This window comes from Amycolatopsis sp. BJA-103 (assembly GCF_002849735.1).
In the GTDB taxonomy this organism is placed as follows: Bacteria; Actinomycetota; Actinomycetes; order Mycobacteriales; family Pseudonocardiaceae; genus Amycolatopsis.
Genome location: NZ_CP017780.1, coordinates 6,333,280 through 6,354,935, shown reverse-complemented (window position 1 = coordinate 6,354,935; position 21,656 = coordinate 6,333,280). Strand labels below are relative to the sequence as shown.

General features: G+C 68.1%; 20 protein-coding genes. 13 read left to right on the top strand and 7 right to left on the bottom strand.

Annotation, left to right across the window (positions count from 1 at the left end; all coding sequences use genetic code 11):
• Positions 1–14: 14 nt before the first annotated feature.
• The gene (locus tag BKN51_RS43305; RefSeq protein WP_158255730.1) at positions 15–152 is read left to right on the top strand and encodes a hypothetical protein; all 138 of its coding nucleotides are present in this window, start codon (positions 15–17) and stop codon (positions 150–152) included.
• An 80-nt stretch (positions 153–232) separates the two neighbouring features.
• On the opposite strand, the gene BKN51_RS27935 is transcribed toward BKN51_RS43305, so the two are convergent.
• Genes BKN51_RS27935 through BKN51_RS27925 form a run of 3 tightly spaced genes read right to left on the bottom strand, consistent with a single transcriptional unit; the run spans position 233 to position 3,191 of the window.
• The gene (locus BKN51_RS27935) at positions 233–1,111 is read right to left on the bottom strand and encodes an ABC transporter permease (protein ID WP_101610473.1); all 879 of its coding nucleotides are present in this window, start codon (positions 1,109–1,111) and stop codon (positions 233–235) included.
• Complete coding sequence (locus BKN51_RS27930) at positions 1,108–2,103, bottom strand: ABC transporter ATP-binding protein (RefSeq protein ID WP_101610472.1); 996 nt, start codon at positions 2,101–2,103, stop codon at positions 1,108–1,110. The genes BKN51_RS27935 and BKN51_RS27930 overlap by 4 nt, the downstream gene beginning before the upstream one ends.
• Positions 2,100–3,191: a LolA family protein gene (locus tag BKN51_RS27925; protein WP_101610471.1), complete on the bottom strand. Its 1,092-nt coding sequence runs from the start codon at positions 3,189–3,191 to the stop codon at positions 2,100–2,102. Before BKN51_RS27925 ends, BKN51_RS27930 begins: the two co-directional genes overlap by 4 nt.
• A 144-nt stretch (positions 3,192–3,335) precedes the next feature.
• On the opposite strand from BKN51_RS27925, the gene BKN51_RS27920 reads away from it, so the two are divergent.
• The 3 genes from BKN51_RS27920 to BKN51_RS27910 are packed head-to-tail and all read left to right on the top strand — an operon-like array spanning position 3,336 to position 5,795.
• A complete protein-coding gene (locus BKN51_RS27920; protein WP_101610470.1) occupies positions 3,336–4,064 on the top strand; it encodes a response regulator transcription factor in 729 nt (242 codons plus the stop codon).
• Positions 4,061–5,389 carry an ATP-binding protein gene (locus tag BKN51_RS27915; protein ID WP_101610469.1) on the top strand — a complete coding sequence of 443 codons (1,329 nt, stop codon included), beginning with the start codon at positions 4,061–4,063 and terminating at the stop codon, positions 5,387–5,389. Before BKN51_RS27920 ends, BKN51_RS27915 begins: the two co-directional genes overlap by 4 nt.
• Positions 5,390–5,399: 10 nt before the next feature.
• The gene (locus tag BKN51_RS27910) at positions 5,400–5,795 is read left to right on the top strand and encodes a (deoxy)nucleoside triphosphate pyrophosphohydrolase (RefSeq protein WP_101613498.1); all 396 of its coding nucleotides are present in this window, start codon (positions 5,400–5,402) and stop codon (positions 5,793–5,795) included.
• 74 nt (positions 5,796–5,869) lie between these two features.
• Here the strand turns inward: BKN51_RS27910 and trpS are convergent, their stop codons facing one another.
• Positions 5,870–6,835 (bottom strand): tryptophan--tRNA ligase, encoded by a 966-nt coding sequence (gene trpS / locus BKN51_RS27905; RefSeq protein ID WP_101610468.1) that lies wholly within the window; start codon positions 6,833–6,835, stop codon positions 5,870–5,872.
• Positions 6,836–7,179: 344 nt separating this feature from the next.
• Between trpS and BKN51_RS27900 the strand changes: the two genes are divergently transcribed.
• The gene (locus BKN51_RS27900) at positions 7,180–7,479 is read left to right on the top strand and encodes a YciI family protein (protein WP_101613497.1); all 300 of its coding nucleotides are present in this window, start codon (positions 7,180–7,182) and stop codon (positions 7,477–7,479) included.
• A 20-nt stretch (positions 7,480–7,499) separates the two neighbouring features.
• Here the strand turns inward: BKN51_RS27900 and BKN51_RS43620 are convergent, their stop codons facing one another.
• Positions 7,500–7,658 carry a hypothetical protein gene (locus BKN51_RS43620; protein ID WP_168214406.1) on the bottom strand — a complete coding sequence of 53 codons (159 nt, stop codon included), beginning with the start codon at positions 7,656–7,658 and terminating at the stop codon, positions 7,500–7,502.
• Positions 7,659–7,867: 209 nt separating this feature from the next.
• On the opposite strand from BKN51_RS43620, the gene typA reads away from it, so the two are divergent.
• From typA to BKN51_RS27875, 5 genes are all read left to right on the top strand, one after another.
• Positions 7,868–9,790 carry a translational GTPase TypA gene (gene typA / locus BKN51_RS27895; protein ID WP_101610467.1) on the top strand — a complete coding sequence of 641 codons (1,923 nt, stop codon included), beginning with the start codon at positions 7,868–7,870 and terminating at the stop codon, positions 9,788–9,790.
• Positions 9,791–10,435: 645 nt separating this feature from the next.
• Positions 10,436–12,145 (top strand): ABC transporter family substrate-binding protein, encoded by a 1,710-nt coding sequence (locus tag BKN51_RS27890; protein ID WP_369862239.1) that lies wholly within the window; start codon positions 10,436–10,438, stop codon positions 12,143–12,145.
• 287 nt (positions 12,146–12,432) lie between these two features.
• Positions 12,433–14,238, top strand: a complete 1,806-nt coding sequence (locus tag BKN51_RS27885) for an ABC transporter family substrate-binding protein (protein ID WP_101610465.1) — start codon at positions 12,433–12,435, stop codon at positions 14,236–14,238.
• A gap of 181 nt (positions 14,239–14,419) precedes the next feature.
• Positions 14,420–15,436: an ABC transporter permease gene (locus BKN51_RS27880; protein WP_101613496.1), complete on the top strand. Its 1,017-nt coding sequence runs from the start codon at positions 14,420–14,422 to the stop codon at positions 15,434–15,436.
• Position 15,437: 1 nt separating this feature from the next.
• Positions 15,438–16,352 (top strand): ABC transporter permease, encoded by a 915-nt coding sequence (locus BKN51_RS27875; protein WP_168214405.1) that lies wholly within the window; start codon positions 15,438–15,440, stop codon positions 16,350–16,352.
• 540 nt (positions 16,353–16,892) lie between these two features.
• Here BKN51_RS27875 and BKN51_RS27865 read toward each other — a convergent pair.
• On the bottom strand, positions 16,893–18,674 hold the full coding sequence (locus tag BKN51_RS27865) for an ABC transporter ATP-binding protein (protein ID WP_168214404.1): 1,782 nt from the start codon (positions 18,672–18,674) through the stop codon (positions 16,893–16,895).
• A 157-nt stretch (positions 18,675–18,831) separates the two neighbouring features.
• On the opposite strand from BKN51_RS27865, the gene mshB reads away from it, so the two are divergent.
• From mshB to BKN51_RS27850, 3 genes are read left to right on the top strand one after another with little or no spacing between them, the layout of a single operon-like run.
• Positions 18,832–19,674 carry an N-acetyl-1-D-myo-inositol-2-amino-2-deoxy-alpha-D-glucopyranoside deacetylase gene (gene mshB, locus BKN51_RS27860; protein ID WP_168214403.1) on the top strand — a complete coding sequence of 281 codons (843 nt, stop codon included), beginning with the start codon at positions 18,832–18,834 and terminating at the stop codon, positions 19,672–19,674.
• Complete coding sequence (locus BKN51_RS27855; RefSeq protein ID WP_101610461.1) at positions 19,671–20,096, top strand: hypothetical protein; 426 nt, start codon at positions 19,671–19,673, stop codon at positions 20,094–20,096. Before mshB ends, BKN51_RS27855 begins: the two co-directional genes overlap by 4 nt.
• Positions 20,089–20,895 (top strand): hypothetical protein, encoded by an 807-nt coding sequence (locus BKN51_RS27850; protein WP_101610460.1) that lies wholly within the window; start codon positions 20,089–20,091, stop codon positions 20,893–20,895. Before BKN51_RS27855 ends, BKN51_RS27850 begins: the two co-directional genes overlap by 8 nt.
• Here the strand turns inward: BKN51_RS27850 and BKN51_RS27845 are convergent.
• Positions 20,879–21,640, bottom strand: a complete 762-nt coding sequence (locus tag BKN51_RS27845; protein ID WP_101610459.1) for a site-2 protease family protein — start codon at positions 21,638–21,640, stop codon at positions 20,879–20,881. The genes BKN51_RS27850 and BKN51_RS27845 overlap by 17 nt on opposite strands.
• Positions 21,641–21,656: the final 16 nt, after the last annotated feature.

Here is a 21,656-nt window from a genome sequence, read left to right as displayed (position 1 = left end):
AGTTCGTATGAACCTTGCGGGTTTCCCCAGGGACCGGCTGGCTCGCCCGCCCTAGCCTCGGCGCCATGCTCCTGAAGACGATCTTGTCCTTCGTTCTCGCCGTCGGCCCGGCCGCCGCCCCGGTCACGCCGGAGATCCCGGCCTGCCGCTGAAGGGGCCCTTCCCCTCATCTCACGCGACGAAGGGGCCCTTCACCGCATCGCATGCGGTGAAGGGCCCCTTCAGCCGCTTCTCAGCCGTCGCGGGTGGTGAGGCGCGCGTAGGCGATCGAGAGCCCGATGGCGATGTAGCAAGCGGCGCGCAGCGCGCCTTCGCCGAGCATCGTCGTGTCGATCGGATCCATCAGCACCGAAGCCGGTGCTTGCGTCCAGTCCTGGTTGAGCAGGAACGGATGCAGCCACGAAACCGCGTCCAGGAAACCGAGGATGGTGAACACGATCGTCCCGGCCAGCACCGAGGCGACGACCAGCATCGGGTGTTCGGTGAACGCGGAGATCGCGAGCGCGACCGCCCCGATCGCCCAGAGTTGCAGGACCACCCACGCGGCCACGAGGAGGATGCGGCCCAGCGCGTCCCAGACGCTCAGCGTCGAGCCGGTGAGGGTGAACATCGAGTCGGCGCCGCTGATGATCAGCCCGGTGACGAACCCGGTGAACGTCATGGCCAGTACGGCGATCGTCGAAACCGTCGCGACGCCGAACGCCTTGATCGCGAGCAGCCTGCCCCGGCCGACCGGGGCGATCAGCCAGCCCCGCAGCGTTCCGTGCGCCGCTTCGCCCGCGATCGCGTCCGCCCCGGCCATCGCCGAAGCGAGCGGGAGCAGCAGCCCCAGCGTCATCGTCAAGGCCGCGACCGGCAGGATGAACCCGTTGCTCATCGCGGACGCGAGCAGCGCGCCGTCCCCGCCGCCGCCACCACCGTTCGCCTCCGCCGGGTCGACCAGTGTGAGCGCGACCCCGATCACGATCGGGATCAGCGCGAGCAGCCCCAGCACGGCCAGCGTGCGGGGCCGCCGGAAGATCCAGCGCAGTTCGGCGCGGTACAACCGGAGCAGGCCGACACTGTCCTGGCCGGTCCGTGCCGCGGGTGCCGCGGCCAGAGCGTGGGTCACGACTCCCCCTCACCGTCTACAGTGGATTCCGGCTGGGTCAGCCGGGCGAACAGGTCTTCCAGTCCGGTCCGCGCCCTCGCCGCCTCGTGCACGGCCACCCCGGCCGTCACCAGGTGACGCAGCACGTCGGGAGCTTCGGCGGCGGTGAGGTCCACGCGGACGCCGTCCGGCGTGAGCCTGCTGCCGATCCTGTTCTCCCGCAACGTTTCCACCGCGAGCTCGGCGTCCGGCGTCCGCACCAGCAGCGCCGCGTTCCCCGACTCCAGCAGTTCCGTGAGCTCGCCCTGGGCGATCACGTTCCCCGACTGGAGCACCGCGACGTGCGTGCAGGTCGCCTCGACCTCGGCCAGCAGATGCGAAGACACCAGCACGGTGACGCCGTCGGCGTGCAGTTCCTCGATGATCCGGCGGATCTCCCTGGTACCGGCCGGATCGAGACCGTTGGTCGGTTCGTCGAGCACGACCATCCGCCGCGGCACGAGCAGCGCGCTCGCCAGCCCCATCCGCTGCTTCATCCCCAGCGAATACCCCTTGTAGCGCCGGTTCGAGGCGTCGGTCAGGCCGACGCGCTCGAGCGCCGCGTCGACCGCGCCGGGGATCCCGGCCGCGGCCAGCCTCGGTTCGGCCGCGGCCACGCGCAGCAGGTTTTCCCGCCCGGAAAGAAAAGGGTGGAAGCCCGGTCCTTCGACCAGCGCGCCGACGTCGGGCAGCGCGTGCGCCGCCTCGTCGGGCATCTTCTTGCCGAAGAGTTCGACCTCGCCCTCGGTGGGGCGCACCAGACCGAGCAGCATCCGGATGGTCGTCGTCTTGCCCGAACCGTTGGGGCCGAGCATCCCCAGCACGGCGCCTTCGGGAACGTCGAGGTCGACGTGGTCCACGGCCACCGTGCGGCCGTAGACCTTGCGCAGGCCCCTGGTTCGGGCCGCCATGGGTACCGCCGGGGCGGACGCCTCCTGAGAGACGCCCGTCCCGGCTTCGAACGTGGTGGTCACTTCGCGGCCAATGCCTCGAAGAGAACCTGCTCCGGCACCGCGCCGATGGCGTAGCGGCCGTCGTCGGTCAGCACGCCGGTGCCGACCTTGGTGGTCACCAGCCAGCCGCTGCCCCAAGCGCCGCTGACCGGCTTGGCGAACCGCGAAAGCAGCGCCTTCGGGTCGACCTGACGGCCTTCCTCGTCCTTCGCGGAACCGGCCTTGGCCAGCGCGTCGGCCGGGATCTTGCCGGTGATCGCGGTGTCCCAGCCGTCGCCGACGACCTTGACCTCGGACTTCGCCTGCTCGGCCAGCTCACGGTTCTTCGGGTCGACCTCGGCGGTCTTCTCGGTCACCTTCGCGCCCTTCGGCGGGGTGAACTCGAAGTTCGACGCGGGCTGGTTCGCGAAGTTGATCTCGCTGAACGAAACCTCGAACGCCGGCGAGGAGGTGCCGTTGGCCAGCACCGTCAGCCGCAGCGGCAGCCGGGTCTGCTCGTCGATCGCGACCCGGATCTCCCGCAGGAGCGTCCGCTCGGTCGGCTTCGGGGTCAGCACCAGCTCGTACGCCGACCGGCTCGCCACCGAGGACGTCCCGTCGACGGCGATCGTGCTGCTCTCGCGCACCTTGCCGAGCAGCTCCGAAGCCACCGTGGCCGGGTCGACGGCCTGGCCCTCGACCTTGTTCTGGTGCTCCTTGGCCAGGCCGGCCGGGATGGTCACCTTGGTCGCGGAGTTGTCCTTGGAGTTGTACTCCCAGACGGACTGGCCGTTCCGGACGATGGTCTGCTGGCTGGAGCCCTCGGTGAGCGACACCTTGCTCTTGCCCGCGCCGTCGGTCGAGATCTGCGCCGAGTCGATGCTCAGCGCGGACGCCCCCGGCAGCGTGCTGCCGATCTGCGGCAGGCCGAGGTCGTTGTTGACCTTGACCTTCCCGTCGAACGCGGCGGGCTTCGCGTTGAGCGTGGACTGCACCAGCTCTTCGGCGCTGATCTGCGGCAAGACCGGAGCGTCACCCGCGGTGGCCGGCATCGCGACGACGGCGAGCCCGCCGACGCCCAGTGCCGTTCCCACCACCGCCGCGGTGATGGCCTTCCTCTTCGGATCCATGCTGTCTCTCCCTGTTTCCCCGGGCCCCAGTGTGCTCGGGTCTTGGCGACAACGCTTCCCCGGAAACGCTGAGATACCACTCAGGCTCCGCCGTCGGAGCTGAGATGGCGCTGAGAGCTCGCGCGTGAGCTGGTGAAAGCGTGAATGATGAAGGACGTGAAACCTCGAGTACTGGTGGTCGACGACGAACCCGGCGTGCGCAAGGCACTGCAGCGCGGGCTGCGCGCCGAGGACATGGACGTGGTCACCGCGGCCGACGGGCCCAGCGGCCTGCGGCTCGCGCAGACGGGTTCCTTCGACGTCGTGCTGCTCGACATCATGCTCCCGGGTCTCTCCGGCTACCGCGTGCTCGAACGGCTGCGGGCGCTCGGCGTCACCACGCCGGTGCTGATGATCTCGGCGAAGGACGGCGAGGTCGACCAGGCCGACGGCCTCGACCTCGGCGCCGACGGCTACCTCGTGAAGCCGTTCTCGTTCGTCGTCCTGGTCGCGCAGGTGCGCGCGGTGCTGCGGCGGGCCACACCGGACGCGATCCGCGGGCCGCTGCGGATCGGCGCGCTCGAAGTCGACCGGAGCCTGCGGCAGGTCCGCTACGACGGCATCGAGGTGGCGTTCAGCCCGCGCGAGTTCGCCCTGCTGGAGGTACTGGCGGGCCGCGCGGGAACGGTGGTCACCAAGGACGAGCTGCTGCGCGCCGTCTGGGGTGACGAACAGGCCGCGACCCGCAACGTCGTCGAGGTCTACGTCGGCTACGTGCGGCGCAAACTCGACGCCGTCGGAGCGGGCGCCCTGGTCCGGACCGTGCGGGGGCACGGATATTTGGCCTCGGACGCGCAGCTCGATGAAGTGATCGCCCCGGCGGGACAGGGGTGATCGGCTCGCCGTCTTGGTGGCGCCGCCGTTCGCTCCAGGTCCGGATCACCCTGCTCACGGCCGCGGTCACGCTCGGGTTCCTGCTCGGGCTGGCGGCGGTCGCCGGGGACAATCTCCAGCCGTTGCTCATCGGCTCGGTCGACGACGAACTGAGCGCCCAGCTCGAGACCGCGAAGGCCGATGTCTCGGCAGGGCGGCGGCCGACGGCCTCGGCGGTCACCGTCCGTGTCCTCGACACCGGTGGCGGCCCGGTGGACGGCCTGCCACCCGCGAACCTCGGCCCCACGGAAGTTCGCGCGCTGAAGGCGGGGGAATCGGTCACGACCGGCGGTGAGCACAGCTGGCGCTGGGCGGGCACCGTGGTCACCGCGCCCGACGGGCAGCAACGGATCGTCGTCGTGGGCGCGGGCTTGGTCGGCTTCGCGACCGCTGTGCACTCCGGTGGGCTGTGGCTGTTCGCGGTCGCGTCCTTGGGCGCGGTGGGGGCCGGGATCGCGACCTGGCTGCTGGTGCGGTTCGCGCTGCGGCCGGTGGCGCGGATGCGCGGGTCGGTGCGGGCGCTCCCGCCGGGAGCGCGGCTCCCGCTGCCGGATTCGCATGACGAACTCCGCGCGCTGGCCGAGGAGTTCAACGCCCTGCTGGCGCGGCAAGAGGAAGGCGCCGACCGGCTGCGGCGGTTCACCGGGGACGCCGCGCACGAGCTCCGCTCGCCGGTCGCGTCGATCCGTGTGCAGGCCGAGGTCGCCGTCACCAATCCCGATCCCGAGCTCGCCCAGGAGACGCTCTCCGACGTCCTCGAAGAGGCGGAGCGGCTCTCCGCGCTGCTCGACGGGCTGCTGGCGCTGGCGAGGTCGGACGCGGGGGAGGTACCGCCCGCGGAACCCGTCGAGCTGGTGAGCGAGATCCGGGCGGCCGTCGCGCGGATGCCCGCGGACGCGCCGGAGATCCGCGTGAGCGGCACTGTCGGGACGGCGTGGGCGCTGGCCACCCACGCCGAGGTCGAGCTGGTGCTGAGCAACCTGCTGCGCAACGCGGGCCGGTACGCGCGGGGGCAGATCGTGGTGTCGGTGCTGGCGGCGCGGTCCACCGTGCGGGTGGTGGTCGACGACGACGGGCCGGGTATCGCGCCGGAGCACCGGGAGCGGGTCTTCGACCGCTTCTACCGTGTTTCCGATTCGCGGGCGCGTTCCTCCGGCGGGACTGGGCTGGGGCTGGCGATGGTCGCGGAGGCCGTCCGGCGGCGCGGGGGCCGGGTGCGCGTCGGTGAATCACCCGATGGCGGAGCGCGGTTCCAGATCGTCTGGCAGGCGGCGCGGCCTCAGTAGGGTGTGGCGCGTGGTGATCGTGGGTGCCGCCATCGTGCGGAACGGACAGTTGCTGGCGCAGCAGCGGGCTTGGCCCGCCGACCACGCCGGGCAGTGGGAACTGCCGGGCGGGCGGGTCGAGGACGGCGAAAGCGACGAGGCCGCCTTGGCGCGTGAATGCCAGGAGGAGCTGGACGTCGCCGTGACGGTCGGGGGCCGGGTCGGCGACGACGTCCCGCTGCCGAACGGGAAGGTGCTGCGGATCTACGCCGCTTCGCTGGTCACCGCCGGGGCCGAGCCGCGGGCGGTGGAACACAAGGACGTCCGGTGGGTCTCCGCGCACGAGCTCGACGATCTCGACTGGCTCCCCGCGGACCGCGTCCTGCTCCCGGCTCTGCACGCCCTGCTCCCCGGTGCCGGACGCTAGGAAAGGCCCGTTACTGGCAAAATTTGCCAGTAACGGGCCTTTCCTAGCGTCTCGCGACCCGGATCCAGGCGCGTTCAGCCCGCGCCGATGAGCCGCAGCGCGGACTGGAGCCGGTGCTCGCCCCGCTCCGCCGCCCGGACGGCACCCGCCTTGCGGACCCGCTCCAGCTCACCGGGGTCGGAGAGCAGCGCCAGCGCGCCCTCCCGGACCGGCCGCAGTTCCTCGATGAGCGCCTCGGCGACGGCCTCTTTCACCTGGCCGTAGGAGTCGTACCGGTCGGCGAGGACCTCGGGCTTCTCCTTGACGCACGCCGCGAGGATGTCCAGCAGGTTCGCCATCCCCGGCCGGGATTCCGGCGCGTAGGCGGGCTTGGACCCGCCGTCGGTCACCGCGCGTTTCACCTTCCGCCTGACCTGGTCGGCCTCGTCGAGGACGAAGACGACCCCGGCCTCCTCCCGCGTCGATTTCGACATCTTCCGCGTCGGCACGGCGAGGTCCATGATCCGCGCGCCGGCGGGCGGCAGCACCGCCTTCGGCATGGTGAACACGTCGCCGTAAGTGGAGTTGAACCGCTTCGCCAGCGTTCTCGCCAGTTCGACGTGCTGCCGCTGGTCCTCGCCGACCGGGACCTCGCCCGCGCCCTGCAGCAGGATGTCCGCCGCCATCAGCACCGGGTAGGTCAGCAGGGACAGCCGGACGCCAGCCTGGCCCTTCGACTTCTCCTTGAACTGGATCATCCTGGCGGCCTCGCCGTAGTTGCAGGTGCACTCGAGGACCCAGTTGAGGGCGCCCAGCTCGCGGGCGATGTCGGACTGCACGAACACGCGGTCCGGCTCGATCCCGGCCGCGATCAGCACGGCCAGCTGTTCGGAAGCCATCGAGCGCAGCTTCGCCGGATTGTGCGAGTTCGTCATCGCGTGCAGGTCGGAGACGAAGTACAGGTCGTCCGGCCCGCCCTCGTCCGCCCAGCGCCGGATGGCCCCCAGGTGGTTCCCGACGTGGACATGGCCGGACGGGGTGATCCCGGACAACCTGATCATCTGCCTTCTTCCTTCCGGATTCGGGCCGCCCCAGGGTCCGGGCACGAAAAAGGCCGCCCGGTGGGGCGGCCTGGTGGTGCGCTGGTGTGGTTCAGCGCAGGACTGCGGGGCCGCCGGAGGGCGGCCACCACTGGGCGTTCTGCGCGCGCATGCCCGTCATCCTACCCAGGTCCCGCAAGTAGTCCTCTTGTCGCGGTAGTTCGGCATCTAACTACCGCATCGAGAGGACTACTTGCGGGGGAGGAAAGGCGCGCGTCACTCATTCCGGGCACGTCGCGTCAACACTTCATATCGGCCGGGGCAGTACACCCGTCATATTGGCGATCCGGGTCTACCGTCGTCTCATGTATGTCGTCCTCTTGACCTACACCGCGCCTATCGAAGAAGTCGACTACGTGCTCCCGGATCACGCCGACTGGCTGACCAAGCAGTACGAGCACGGGAATTTCCTCGCCTCCGGCAGGCGGAACCCCCGCGTCGGCGGCGTCATCATCACCAGGCCCATGGCCAGGGGAAAGCTGGACGCGATCCTCGCGACCGACCCCTTCTCGATCAAGCACATGGCCGCCTACGAGGTGATCGAATTCTCGCCGACCCGGACCGCGCCGGAACTGCGGGCGGTCAACGAGGCGGTGGTGCACTGACGATCTTCACGAGGACGCTGTCAGGCCGCTTTCGCGATCTTCGTCTTCGCCTTTTTCAGGGCGAGAACGGGGCATTTTCCGCACCGTGACTTCGACCTGCAGCATTTCTTCTTGACCTTGCCGGACTTCATCCATTTGCGCACGAGCTTGCGCGGGTCGTCGGGAAGTTTCTTGCCCACTCGAGCTCCTCGTCGGACTGCGTCGGCGACGCCTTCACGTTAGGTGAGGCTAACCGATCTTGGGGCGTGGGGGTGCTCACAGTTCGGCTACAGGTACCCTGGTGTGGTCTGCGTATGGCCAAAGTCGGCCGACGTTACTCGATCGCGTGAGTGAGCACTCGAGGCGGCGCGGGCACCACACCCGAACTTGAAACCTTTGGAGCCTTCGCGTGCCCGCAGCCAGCGCCACCGCAGTCGATGCCGGCCGCCATTCCGGCAAGACCCGGCCCGACCTGCGCAACGTCGCCATCGTCGCACACGTCGACCACGGCAAGACGACCCTCGTCGACGCCATGCTCCGGCAGTCCGGCGCCTTCGAGGAGCGCGCCGAACTCGTCGACCGCGTGATGGACTCCGGGGAACTCGAGCGGGAAAAGGGCATCACCATTCTCGCGAAGAACACCTCCATCCACCGCGAGACCGAGAACGGCCCGGTGACCATCAACGTCATCGACACCCCCGGCCACGCCGACTTCGGCGGCGAGGTCGAACGTGGACTGGCCATGGTCGACGGCGTCGTCCTGCTGGTCGACGCCAGTGAGGGTCCGCTCCCGCAGACCCGGTTCGTCCTGCGCAAGACCCTCGAAGCCGGCCTGCCGGTGATCCTCGTGGTCAACAAGACCGACCGTCCCGACGCCCGGATCTCCGAGGTCGTCGAGGAGACCCACGACCTGCTTCTCGACCTGGCGGGCGACATCGAGGACGCAGACCTCGACGCGATCCTCGACCTGCCGGTCGTGTTCGCCTCCGCGCGAGCGGGCAAGGCGAGCCTCGAGCAGCCCGCCGACGGCGCGGTGCCCGAGAGCGAGAACCTCGACCCGCTGTTCGAGACCCTGCTGCGTCACGTGCCGCCGCCCTTCGCGGACCGGGAAGGCCCGCTGCGCGCGCTGGTCACCAACCTCGACGCGTCGAACTTCCTCGGCCGGATCGCGCTGATCCGCATCCACTCCGGCAACCTGCGCAAGGGCCAGACCGTGGCCTGGATGCGCGAGGACGGCACCATCCAGAACGTCCGGATCTCCGAACTGCTCGTCACCGAGGCGCTCACCCGCGTCCCGGCGACCGAGGCCAGCGCGGGCGAACTGGTCGCCATCGCGGGCATCCCCGAGATCACCATCGGTGACACGCTGGCCGACGTCGAGAACCCCGAGGCGCTGCCCCGGATCGCCGTCGACGAGCCCGCCATCTCGATGACCATCGGTGTCAACACCTCGCCGCTGGCCGGCCGCAGCGGCGGCGACAAGGTCACCGCCCGTCTGGTCAAGGCCCGCCTCGACCAGGAGCTGATCGGTAACGTCAGCATCAAGGTGCTGCCGACCGAGCGTCCCGACACCTGGGAGGTCCAGGGCCGTGGCGAGCTGGCGCTGGCGATCCTCGTCGAGCAGATGCGCCGCGAGGGCTTCGAGCTGACCGTCGGCAAGCCGCAGGTGGTCACCCGGATGATCGACGGCAAGCTGCACGAGCCGTTCGAGCGCCTGTCGATCGACTCCCCGGAGGAGCACCTCGGCGGCATCACGCAGCTGCTGGCCGCACGCAAGGGCCGCATGGAGCACATGGGCGGGCACGGCTCGGGCCGGATCAAGCTCGACTACGTCCTCCCGGCGCGCGGCCTGATCGGCTTCCGCACCGACTTCCTCACCGAGACCCGCGGCACCGGTATCGCGAACCACGTCTTCGAGGGCTACTTCCCGTGGGCGGGCGAGATCCGCACCCGCCACTCCGGTTCCTTGGTCGCCGACCGCTCCGGCCCGATCACCGCGTACGCGATGATCCAGCTGGCCGACCGCGGCACCTTCTTCGTCGAGCCGGGCGCCGAGGTGTACGAGGGCATGGTCGTGGGCGAGAACCCGCGCGCCGAGGACCTCGACATCAACATCACCAAGGAGAAGAAGCTGACGAACATGCGTCAGTCCTCCGCCGACGTGATGGAGACGCTGGCCCGCCCGCGCAAGATGGGCCTGGAAGAGGCCCTGGAGTTCTGCTCCGTCGACGAATGCGTCGAGGTCGCCCCCGACGTCGTCCGGATCCGCAAGGTCACGCTGGACGTCAACCAGCGCGCCAAGGAGCGGAACCGCAACAAGAACCGCGGTTGATCTCCGCGCGCTGACGTAAACGCGCCGAAGGGGCGCTTGCTCACTCACCGTGAGCAAGCGCCCCTTCGTCATTCCGGGGTTCCGGCGGTCACGCACCGTATTCGATCGGGTGTTTCTTGTGAAAAGGAGTCCTTTCCCGACAATTCCGAGGGCGAAGTCGTTCTCCTTTTTGGACGGTGTTCACAACGCCGGAACGGTCTTCCCCCGGCCGCGAGAGTGCGGTCCCGAGAACGCCGCCGTGAAAACGGGGGATCCTAAATGCGTCCGATGAGGACTCGTCGGAGAGCTTCCCTTCGCTAAACGACGTGAGAACGGCACGGGGGAAGTGATCACGATCGTTTTGCCATGAATCGTCCGGTGGCGAACATTCCGGCGGGCGTTCCGGAATGTTCCGGGCTCGCGGAACCGATTTCCGGCGCGTTCCGGCGGCTGTTCGCCCCGGCCGAAAAGTTTCCTTCGGTCCGGGCAGGAACCTCCCGGGGGTCCCGGACGTCCACCGGAGGGGCGGCATCCGGTCGGGCGACGGCCGGGCCGATATGGGAATCTCGCTGTCAGGGCCGTGCCGGGCGTGGTAGCTCTATGGCGGCGGGGCGAGGGACAAACCAGGAGGATTCAGGCGTGCGGGTAGTGAACACAGCGGCGCCCATACTGGCGTGCGCGGCCGTGCTCCTCGCTGCCTGCAGCAACACCCCGCCCCCACCCGTGGTCAGCTCCTCGGCCTCCCCTGTGAGCACCTCGACCACGAAGGCGCCTTCGCAGGTCGTCGTGGGTGTCGACGACGTTCTCGGCGGCTACAACCCGCACAACCTCGCCGACGCCTCCCAGGTGACGTCCGCGCTGTCGCAGCTGCTGCTCCCGTCGGTGTTCCGCCCGAAGGACGACGGCAGCTTCGAGCTGGACAAGAACCTGATGAAGTCCGCCGAGGTCGTCTCGCAGCAGCCGTTCACGGTCGCCTACACGATCCGGCCGGACGCCTCCTGGTCCGACAGCGCGCCGATCGCCGCCGAGGACTTCGCCTACCTCCGCGAGGCGATGCGCGATCAGCCCGGCGTCATCGGCGCCGCAGGCTACCGGCTGATCTCCGACATCCAGTCGCGTGAAGGCGGCAAGCGCGTCGAGGTCACCTTCGGCAAGCCGTACCCGGGCTGGCAGACGCTCTTCAACAACCTCCTGCCCGCGCACCTGCTCAAGGACGCCCCGAACGGCTGGCAGGGCGCGCTGGCGAGCACGTTCCCGGCCGTCGCCGGGCCGTACTCGATCAAGGGCCTCGACACGGCGCGCGGAGAGGTCGTCCTGGAGCGCAATGAGCGCTACTGGGAGAAACCCTCCGCACTGGACCGGATCGTGCTCCGTGCGGCCGATCAGGACGGCACACTGGCCGCTCTGCGCAGCGGCAACGACCAGTTCGTGATGACCAGGACCGACGGCACCGGTCTCAAACGGCTCGGCGAGCTCGGTTCCGCGGTCCAGCTGCACACGGTCGCCCGCCCCACGGTCGCGCAGATCCTCCTGCGGCCGGTGAGCCCGACGCTGTCGGATCCGAAGGTGCGCGAAGGCGTCACCGCGCTGATCGACCGGGGCAAGCTGATCACCGAGGCGGCGGAGGGCGGCCCGTCGGACAAGCTCCGCGCCGACGCCCAGGTCCGCGTCCCGTCGGCCACCGGCTTCCAGTCGACCATCCCCGCGCCCGGCCCGCCGTCGACGGCCGATCCGGCCAGGGGCGAGGAACTGCTCAAATCCGCCGGGTACACCAAGGAAGCCGGGACCTGGCGCAAGAACGGGAAGAACCTTTCGCTGGTCGTCGCCTCACCCGCCAAGCAGGAGCCGTACGCGACGATCGCCAAGGAGCTGACGGCGCAACTGGTGGCCGCGGGGATCGAAGTCAACGCGATCGCCCCACAGCCGAGGGAGCTGTTCTCGACGCTGCTGGCCATGCCGGTGCTCAACGGGATCCAGCAGACGACGCCGGAGGGCGCGGGCAACGTCGGCATCGACATCGCCGTGATCGGCCAGGTCACCGGTGGTGCGGACGTCGCGTCGGCGCTGGCGTCCACCTTCGGCTGCCGCCCCGATCAGCTCACCGAGAAGACCAAGGCCGTCGTCCCGGGGAACCCGCTGGGCTTCTGCGACCCGGCCCTGCAGCCGTCGATCGACGCCGCGCTGACCGGCACCACGCCGGTCGCCGACACGCTTTCGACCCTGGAACCGGAATTGTGGCGTCGGAATGTTGCCATTCCGTTGTTCCAGCTGGCCGATACCCTGGCCATCGGCTCTGGTATTTCCGGAGTAACCGCAGGTCCTCCTATGGTGGGCCCTTTCGGGTCGGCCGTGAACTGGACGCGCGGTCCGAAGTAGCCGATTCGAGTCGAAGTTCGCCCCTGGAGGGTGACCTTTCCCGGCACGTTCGAGTGGCCGACTGATTCCTCCAGGTAACCACTGTATTTCTCGATGTCAGCCGCAAGTTACCCTTTGGTCACGATCCCCCCGTAACTGGTGACTGTTCGTGCATTTCCTTTCTAGCGTGCACCCGCAGTGCGCCAAATGAGTGTTGCTTGGCGTGTCATAGGCTCCGGGCCATCTCACCGGAGCGGTGTGGGGTCCTGTTCCGATCTCAGGAGCCCAGTGCTAGGAGGGCACACTTCATGAGGAAGTCCAAGGCAGTCTCCGCCTGGTCGCTCGTCGCGGCCTCCGCGCTTGTGCTGAGCGCATGCAGCGGTGGCGACAGCGGCAGTACCGACCAGAACGGGTCGTCGACCGACATCAAGAGCATGGCGGTCGGCAAGGCGCAGAACGGCGAAAACTTCAAACTCGCGGACACCCCGGGGTACGAAGGCACCGTCACGGTGGGCATCGATGACGGGTACTCGGGCTACAACAACGACACGCCTGACACCAACTCGTCGTACAACACCTACATCTTGACTGCCGTGCTCGCCGGTGCCGACGTGCTCGACGGCAACAACAAGGTGCTGCTGAACAACGACGTGTTCGACTCCTGGGAGGTCACCACCAAGGAGCCGCAGACCGTCGTTTACAAGATCAAGCCGAACGTCAAGTGGTCCGACGACGCGGCGTTCGACTGTGACGACATGTACCTGTCGTGGCTGGCGCACAGCGGCAAGGCGAAGACCGCGGACGGCAAGCAGGCCTTCCTCGCGGCCTCGACCACCGGCTACTCGCTGATCAACGAGGCGACCTGCAAGGACGACCTCACCTTCGAGACCAAGTACACCGAGCCGTACCTGGACTACAAGGGTCTGTTCAACTCGACCGCGATCATGCCCGCGCACATCATCGAGAAGAACACGAACATCCCCGACATCACCAAGCTGGCCCCGACCGGCGACGCGGCGCAGCTGACCGCCGCCGGCAAGTTCTGGTCGAACGACTTCAAGGGCTTCAAGGCCGAGAACATGCCGGCGTCCGGCCCGTACAAGATCACCGCGTTCGACGCCAACCAGAAGGCCGTCACGCTCGAGAAGAACCCGAAGTGGATCGGTGGCAAGGGTGGCCCCTCCAAGATCGTCGTGAGGGCGATGGAGGACACCAAGGCCATGGCGACCGCGCTGCAGAACGGTGAGATCGACGTCGCGGCGTCGACCCAGCCGGACGCCACCGCGGCGAACACCCTCAAGAGCCTTTCGGCTCAGGGCGTGACCTACGGTTCGGGCTCGCAGCTGACCTTCGAGCACTTCGACTTGAACTACAAGAAGATCTTCGCGGACAAGTCGCTGCGCAAGGCGTTCTTCGAGGTGGTCAACCGCCAGGAGATCACCGACAAGCTGCTCAAGGAAGTCCAGGCCGACGCGACCCCGCTGAACAGCATCGTGTTCATGCCGGGCGAGCAGGGCTTCAAGGACCTGTACGGCAGCAAGGCCGGTCTCGGCGCCGAGGCCGCCGCCAAGACGCTGACCGAGGCCGGCTGGGCCAAGGGCGCTGACGGCATCTTCGCCAAGGACGGCAAGCGCGCTTCGTTCAAGATCTCGCACAACCAGAACGCCCGCCGGACGCAGACCGTCGAGATCGTGATCTCGCAGGCCAAGCTCGCCGGTATCGAGATCACCGACGAAACCGACGCCAACTTCCTGAAGGGTGGCCGTCTCGCGGCCGGCGACTACGACGTCGCGCTCTTCGGCTGGTCGGCCGCTCCGTTCAAGGCCGAGCAGAAGTCGATCTACATCACCCGGGTCGACGACAGCAGCCAGAACTACCAGGGCCTGTCCAACCCGACGATCGACTCCTCCTTCGAGGCGGCCGTGAAGGCCACCGACGAGGCCGTGCAGCTGGAGAACTACCAGAAGGCGGACCAGGCGATCGCGGACGAGTACGCGACTCTGCCGCTGTTCCAGACCCCGTCCATGTGGGCGTTCAAGGGCATCGACCGCACTTACATGCAGTCGTACAACGGTGTCCTGTGGAACGTCGGTGAGTGGGAGCAGAAGAAGTAGGGTCTAGGCCCGCTTTTTCTCACCATTCGCCTACGCGATCCTGGTGGTACGGGGCCCGGTCAAAAGCCGGGCCCCGTACCCGCCGGAAGTAGCTGTTGACCGTAGGGTTACCGCCACTACGGTGGACAACCGGGCAGCGGTCCAGTACTTCGGCGGCCAGGCCCGGATGAGGAGCAGTTCGTTGAACCTGGTGATCTACATCCTTCGCCGTCTGGCGATCTCGATCCCCGTCCTGCTGGTCGGGACTTTTCTGTGTTTCATCATGGTCGCCGGCACGGGCGACCCGCTGGGTGAGCTGAGAAGCAACCCCGCCATGAGTCCGGAGACCCTGAACCAGATCGCGAGTCAGCTCGGTCTGGACAAGAACATCGTTCTCCGGTACTTCGACTGGCTCGGCAGCTTCGTGAGCGGGGACTGGGGCATTTCGATCGCCCAGGGCAACGCGCTGGCCCCGGTGTTCCCGAAGGTCATGGCCGCGTTCGAGGTCACCGCCAAGCTCGTCGTCGGCGCGGAACTGCTCGCGCTGGTCCTCGGCGTCCTCGTCGGTGTCGTCGCCGCTGTCAAGCAGTACTCGATCATCGACTACATCGCGACGACGCTGGCGTTCCTGCTGTTCTCGATGCCGATCTTCTGTGTCGCGATCGTCCTCAAGGGATACGCGATCCAGTTCAACGGCTGGGTCCGGGACCTGGGACTGTCCGATGTGCTCGGTAATCCCTGGATTCGCACCACGAGCCCTGAATCGTTGAACTTCGACGGTCCGGGCGGGTTCCTGGCCAGTTACGTGGGCGCCTACCTGTTGCCGACGCTGTCCATCATGGCGATCAGCTTCGCCGCGTACAGCCGGTTCCAGCGGGCCTCGATGCTGGAGACGCTGAACGCCGACTACGTCCGGACCGCGCGGGCCAAGGGCCTCGCCAACGGGCGGGTCATCTTCCGCCACGCGTTCCGGAACGCCCTGATCCCGGTGACCACGTTGTTCTCCGTCAACTTCGGTGCCGTGCTCTCGGGCGCGATCATCACCGAGTCGGTGTTCAACTGGAACGGCATGGGTAAGTTGCTCGTAGAAGCCGTGACCAAGAGCGATCCCCAGGTGATGATGGGCTGGCTGGTGGTCATCGCCACGAGCATCATCATCGCCAACCTGATCGCCGACCTGATGTACGGCATCCTGGACCCGAGGATTCGCGTTGGCTGACTTGAATTCCCTAATCACGGCGGACACCGCCGACGGCAAGCTTTCCCCGGAAGCGCTGCCCGAGCCCCGGAGTCAGGGCAAGCTGGTCCTGCGCAAGTTCCTGCGGCACAAGCTGGCCATGATCTGTACGGCGATCCTGCTGATCCTCGTGCTGACCGTGATCATCATGCCGATCTTCTGGCCGTACGACTACGAGGACAGTTCCTTCCCGTCCTTCGCGAAGCCCAGCGGGGACTACCCGCTCGGGACGACGCAGGTCGGCAAGGAGATGGTGTCGCAGATCCTGCGCGGTACCCAGTACTCGCTCCTGATCGCGCTCATCGTGTCGATCGTCGCCACCACCATCGGCACCGTTTTCGGGGCCATGGCGGGGTATCTGCGCGGGTTCACCGATTCGGCGATCTCGCGGGTGACGGACCTGTTCCTGATCGTCCCGCAGATCGCCGCGGCGGCGATCCTGGCGAAGGTGTTCGGCGGTGGTGCCTGGTACATCGTCGCGATGGTGCTGGCGGCCTTCGGCTGGATGTCGATCGCCCGTATCGCCAGGGCCGAGTCGATGTCCCTGTCGCAGCGCGAGTTCGTGGACGCCGCTCGCGCGTCCGGCGCCGGGACGATGCACATCGTGTTCAAGCACCTGGTGCCGAACATGGTCGGTCTCATCACGGTCAACGCGACCCTCGCGGTCGCGCAGGCCGTGCTGATCGAGGCGGCGCTGTCCTTCATCGGGCTGGGGGTGCAGCTGCCGGACACCTCGCTCGGCCGCGTCATCCTCGAGAACTACTCGCAGCTGCAGAACCGGCCGGCGCTGTTCTTCGGCCCGTTCGTCGTGCTGGTGCTGATCTCGCTGACGATCAACTTCATCGGTGACGGCCTGCGGGACGCTTTCGACCCGCGGCAGCGCCGGATGAAGGCGTAACACCTGCTTTAACGCGTGAAGGCCCCCTTCCCTCGGGAAGGGGGCCTTCTTCGTGTACCGGGTGCGGGGAGGGGAGCCTTCAGGTGTGGGTCGGGTGGGTCGTGAGTGGCGATTCGGGTTCTAACCCGAATCGCCACTCACGACCCACCCCGACCCACCCCGCTCCAGCACCCTGGTCACCCTGAAGTACGTGAGGGTCGAGTTTCTTCGGCTGAGCCGAGGGAAGGGGCCTTCACACGCAGCCGCTGCGACCACTGGTGAGGGTGGAGCGAAAGCGGCGACCGTGGCGATCACAAAGGTAGTGAAGGCCTCCATCACTACGGTCAAGGTAGGCAAGGGGCCCTTCACGGCCCGCCCCCCGTGAACGACCGCAGCCGGAAGCCGGTAGGTGACCAAGACACCCTCGGCCCTACCCGAATCGCCACTCACGACGCCGTGCCGACCATGGCCGAAGGTGCCCTTCATGGCATCAGACGCAGTGAAGGCCCCCTTCACTGCGTCTAGCGCAAGGAAGAGGGCCTTCACGTACTTCCAGAAGCGTCAGTCAGCGACCGGAGCGAGCTTGCCCGCCTCCCAGGCCGCACGCCGCTTGGCCTGCAGCACCGGGTCCGCCACCGGAGCGGCCGAAAGCAGACGGCGCGTGTACTCCTCGCGCGGCGAGTGCAGCACCTGGTCACGGGTGCCGACCTCGACGAGCTTGCCGTGCTGCATCACCGCGACGCGGTCGGCCAGCAGGTCGACGACGGCGAGGTCGTGGCTGATGAACAGGCACGCGAACTGCAGCGAGCGCTGCAGGTCGAGGAACAGGTCCAGCACCCGGGCCTGCACCGAGACGTCCAGCGCCGAGGTCGGCTCGTCCGCGATCAGCAGCGCCGGGTCGAGCGAGAGCGCCCGCGCGATGGCGACGCGCTGGCGCTGGCCGCCGGACAGCTCGTGCGGGTACCGGTTGCGGTAGTGGCCGCCGAGCTCGACCTTGTCCAAAAGGGACGCCACGCGCTCGTTCAGCGCCTTGCCCGCCAGGAACTTGTGCAGCACCATCGGCTCGGCGATCGACTCGCCGATGGTCATCTTCGGGTCCAGCGTGGAGGCCGGGTCCTGGAACACGATCGAGAAGTAGCGGCGCAGCGGGCGCAGATCCTTGTTGGACATGTTCGTGATGTCCTTGCCCGCGATCGAGACGGTGCCCTCGGTCGGGGTCAGCAGGCGGATCGCGCAGCGGCCGACGGTCGACTTGCCGGAACCGGATTCGCCGACCAGGCCCACGATCTCGCCCTTGGCGATGCTCAGCGAGACGTCGTCCACCGCGCGGTTCTTCGCCTGGCCGCGGCGGCCGGGGTACTCCAGCACGAGGTTCTTGATCTCGAGCGCGGGCGCGTTCTCCTCGATCACGGCCGCGAGTTCGCTGTCCTCGAGCCGGATCTCCTCGGCGATCTTCGAAGCCTCGTCGCTGTCGGCGGAGATGCCGGCGTCGTCGAGCAGGCGGCGTCCTTCGGGGCGCTGGCCGAGCACGGGCACCGCGGCGAGCAGCTTGCGGGTGTACTCCTCCCGCGGCGACGCGAACAGGTCGCGCACCGGCGCCTCTTCGACGATGTTGCCCTGGTACATCACGACCACGCGGTCGGCGAGGTCGGCGACGACGCCCATGTCGTGCGTGATCAGCACGATGGCGGTGTTGAGGGTGTCGCGCAGCTTGCGCAGCAGGCCGAGGATCTCCGCCTGCACGGTGACGTCGAGTGCCGTGGTCGGCTCGTCGGCGATGATCACCTTCGGGTCGCACGAGATCGCCATCGCGATGACGACACGCTGGCGCAGACCGCCCGAGAGCTGGTGCGGGTACTGCTTGAAGCGCAGCGGCGGGTTCGGGATGCCGACCATCTCCAGCAGCTCGATGGCACGCTTGTCGGCGGCTTCCTTCGAGATGTCCTGGTGGGAGCGGAGCGCCTCGCGCAGCTGCCAGCCGACGGTGTAGACCGGGTTCAGCGCGGTCATCGGCTCCTGGAAGATCATCGCGACCTGGTTGCCGCGGATCTTCTGGAGGTCCTTCTCCTTGAGGTCGGCGAGGTTGCGGTCGCCGAGGCGGAGTTCGCCCGCGATCCGGCTCGTCTTCGGGAGCAACCCGAGCACCGACATCGAGGTCACCGACTTGCCGGAACCGGACTCGCCGACCACCGCGACGATTTCACCAGGCTTGACGTCGAATCCGATGCCCTTGACGGCGTTGACCACGCCGTCGTCGGTCGGGAACGAGACGCTCAGGTCGGAGATGGACAGAACCGAACCCGACACGCCGCCGAGGTCCGACGATGCTGCTTCAGTGCTCACCAAGATGCCCTTCGTGGGGGTACATATGGTCACGGCGCAAAGCCCGTGACTCGCGCGAGGATAACCGAGAGTGGCCCGACTAAGGTCGGTGCTCGGGGCTTCCGTTCCCGACACCCTATAAAGGAAAGCGCGCCGTGTTCGAATTAGTCTTCAAGCCGTGATCTCCGCGCGGCCCAAATTGCTCCTCGTGCACGCCCATCCGGACGACGAGAGCATCACCACCGGTGGCACCATCGCGCGCTACGCGGCCGAAGGCGCCGACGTGACCGTCGTCACGTGCACTCTCGGTGAGGAAGGCGAGATCATCCCGCCACCCCTCGCCGGGCTCGGTTCGTGGGCTTCCGATCAGCTCGGCGGCTACCGCGCGGGCGAACTGGCGTCGGCCTGTGCCGCGCTGGGCGTCACCCGGCACCGGTATCTCGGCGGCATCGGGCGCTGGCGTGACTCGGGGATGGCCGGGACGCCGTCCGCGGCGCATCCACGCGCGTTCTCCGGCGGCGACCCCGACGAGCAGGCGGCCCAGCTCGCGGAGATCCTCGACGAGGTCCGGCCCGAGGTCGTCGTCACTTATGACGCTTTCGGGGGTTACGGGCATCCCGACCACATCCGCGCGCACGAGATCACGATGGCCGCCGCGCCGAAGGCGGCTTCGGTCGAGCGGGTCTTCCATACCGTTTCTTCCCGCGACGCCGTCATCGCCGGGCTCGCCGCGCTGCGCGGTCGCTCGGCGTTCCGTGTCCCCGAAGACGGTGAACTGCCGGTGACGCCGGACGAGACGATCACGACCGTCCTCGACATCGGCGCGCACCTCCCCGCGAAGGCCGCCGCGTTGCGGGCGCACGAGACCCAGGTCAGCGTGCCCGCGGCGCCGCATCTCGCGGACCATTTCGCGCTGAGCAACGACGTCGCGCAGCCGATCACCCCGGACGAGTACTTCGTGCTCGCCCACGGACCGGCCGAAGGTTCCGCGGCCGACCTGTTCGGGGGACTCGCGAAGTGACCGTCCCGTCACAGCCGCTCTCGACCGGACGGCGCCTGATGCTGGTGGTGCTGTGCTTCGCCGCGCTTCTGCTCGGTCTGCTCGAACTGTTCTTCCTGCCACTGCGGCTCGACGGCATCGTGCTGCCGAAACTCGGTGACGCCCCGTTCCCGGTGACCGTGGTCCTCGCGGTGATCACCACGCCGCTGTTGGTGAGGACGACCGCGAAAGTGGTCCGGCCCTCCTTTTCGGTGATTCCGCTGCTCGTCTGGGTACTTGTCGTACTCGGGATGGGTGTGACCGGGCCCGGTGGTGATCTGGTGCTGGTACAGGACTGGCGGGCACTGCTGCTGATCGGCGGCGGCGCCCTTCCGGGAGCGCTGGCGCTGGGCAGCGGTCTGGGCACGGCGGCGAAAGCCGCCAAGGGAGGCGAAGATGGGTGAAGCGATTTCGGATCGCCAGGTCGTGGCGGTGCTGCGGCCGTTCGTCCGCGCCTGCGGTCCGATGGTCGACGCGTTGCGCGACGCGGATCCGTTCGGCCTGCAGGCCAGGGGGCGGCGTGAGGACGCGCTGGAAGGCGTCGAGCCGAAACTGAAGGACAAGCTGCTCGACGGGATCACCTCGGTCAAGGTGCCCGGCACCGCGGCCTGGGCGGAGATGACGAACTACCAGCGGACCGACTGGTGGGTTAACCGGGTCGGCCGGTTCACCGCGTTGATCACCGCGATCCCCGGCCTCGGCGGCGCGCTCGCCGACAGGCTGCCCGTGCAGGACGCGCTCGGCTCGGCGTCGCAAGGAGTGTTGCTGTGCGCGATCGCGGGGGAGTACGGCGTGACCGACGTCGGCGCCCGCGTCCGGCTGATCGCGTGGGTGCTCTTCGAACGCGACATCGATCCGGTGGTCGCGGCGGGCAAGCACGCCGAACACGACAAGGCCGCCGAAGACGACGAAGCGGCGAAGCTCACCGAAGAACTCGACGAAGCGAAGAAGAAGCACGGCAAGGTCACCCTGAAGGCGGCCGCGGGCACGCTGTGGCGACTCGGCCGGGGACTACTGGGCATCGTCGAAGAACTGGAGAAGCGGCCTCGTGGCCGCCTTTTCCACCGTGCGCTCGGGAAGTTGCCGGTCGTCGGCATGGCGGGCGACTACCTCGGCGAGCGGTCCGGCCTCAAACGAGTCTGGAAACGGGCGCACGAGTGGTTCGTCGAACACCCCGACGGCGAACTCAGTTCCAGAACGTGAACGCGTCCTGGCCGTACATGGCGGCGAGTTTGAAACCCCCGACGGTGTCGAAGATCGCGTAGGACACCTTCCACAGCAGCGGGCTGGCTCCCGGCAGAAGGAACAGCACGGCGAACAGCGCGATCGGCGCCCACGGCCGGACCTTCGCGCCGAACTCGCGCGCACCGGGCGAAAGGTACGGCTCGATCGCGCCCCAGCCGTCGAGGCCGGGGATCGGCAGGATGTTCAGCAGGAACGTGACGATCTGAAGCAGCGCCAGGAACGAGAGCCCGATCACGAGCCCGTTCGCCATCGGCACCAGCGCGACGAGGAGCGCCAGCACCACGCCGACGGCGAGGTTGCTCAGCGGCCCGGCGAGCGACACCCACGACTGGACGGATCGCGACCGCAGGCGCCCGTGTTCGATCCACACCGCGCCACCCGGCAGCGGGATGCCGCCGATGATGAGGAACACCAACGGCAGGATGATGGACAGCACCGGATCCGTGTATTTCCGGACGTCCATGGTCAGATAACCCTTGTGGGCGACGCTGTGGTCACCGCCGCGGAACGCCACGACGGCGTGCCCGAACTCGTGCAGCGTCAGTGACGCGACCCAGCCGCCGGCGACGAGAAGGACCACCCCGGCGATGATCAGCGGGTCGTACTTCTGGCTGGAAATCGTGGTCGCATCACCGAAAGCCGCCAGTACACCGCCCAGGACGGTGACCGCGAGGATGCCGAGGAAGATCGGGCTGGGCCGCACTGCTGATCTCTGCACT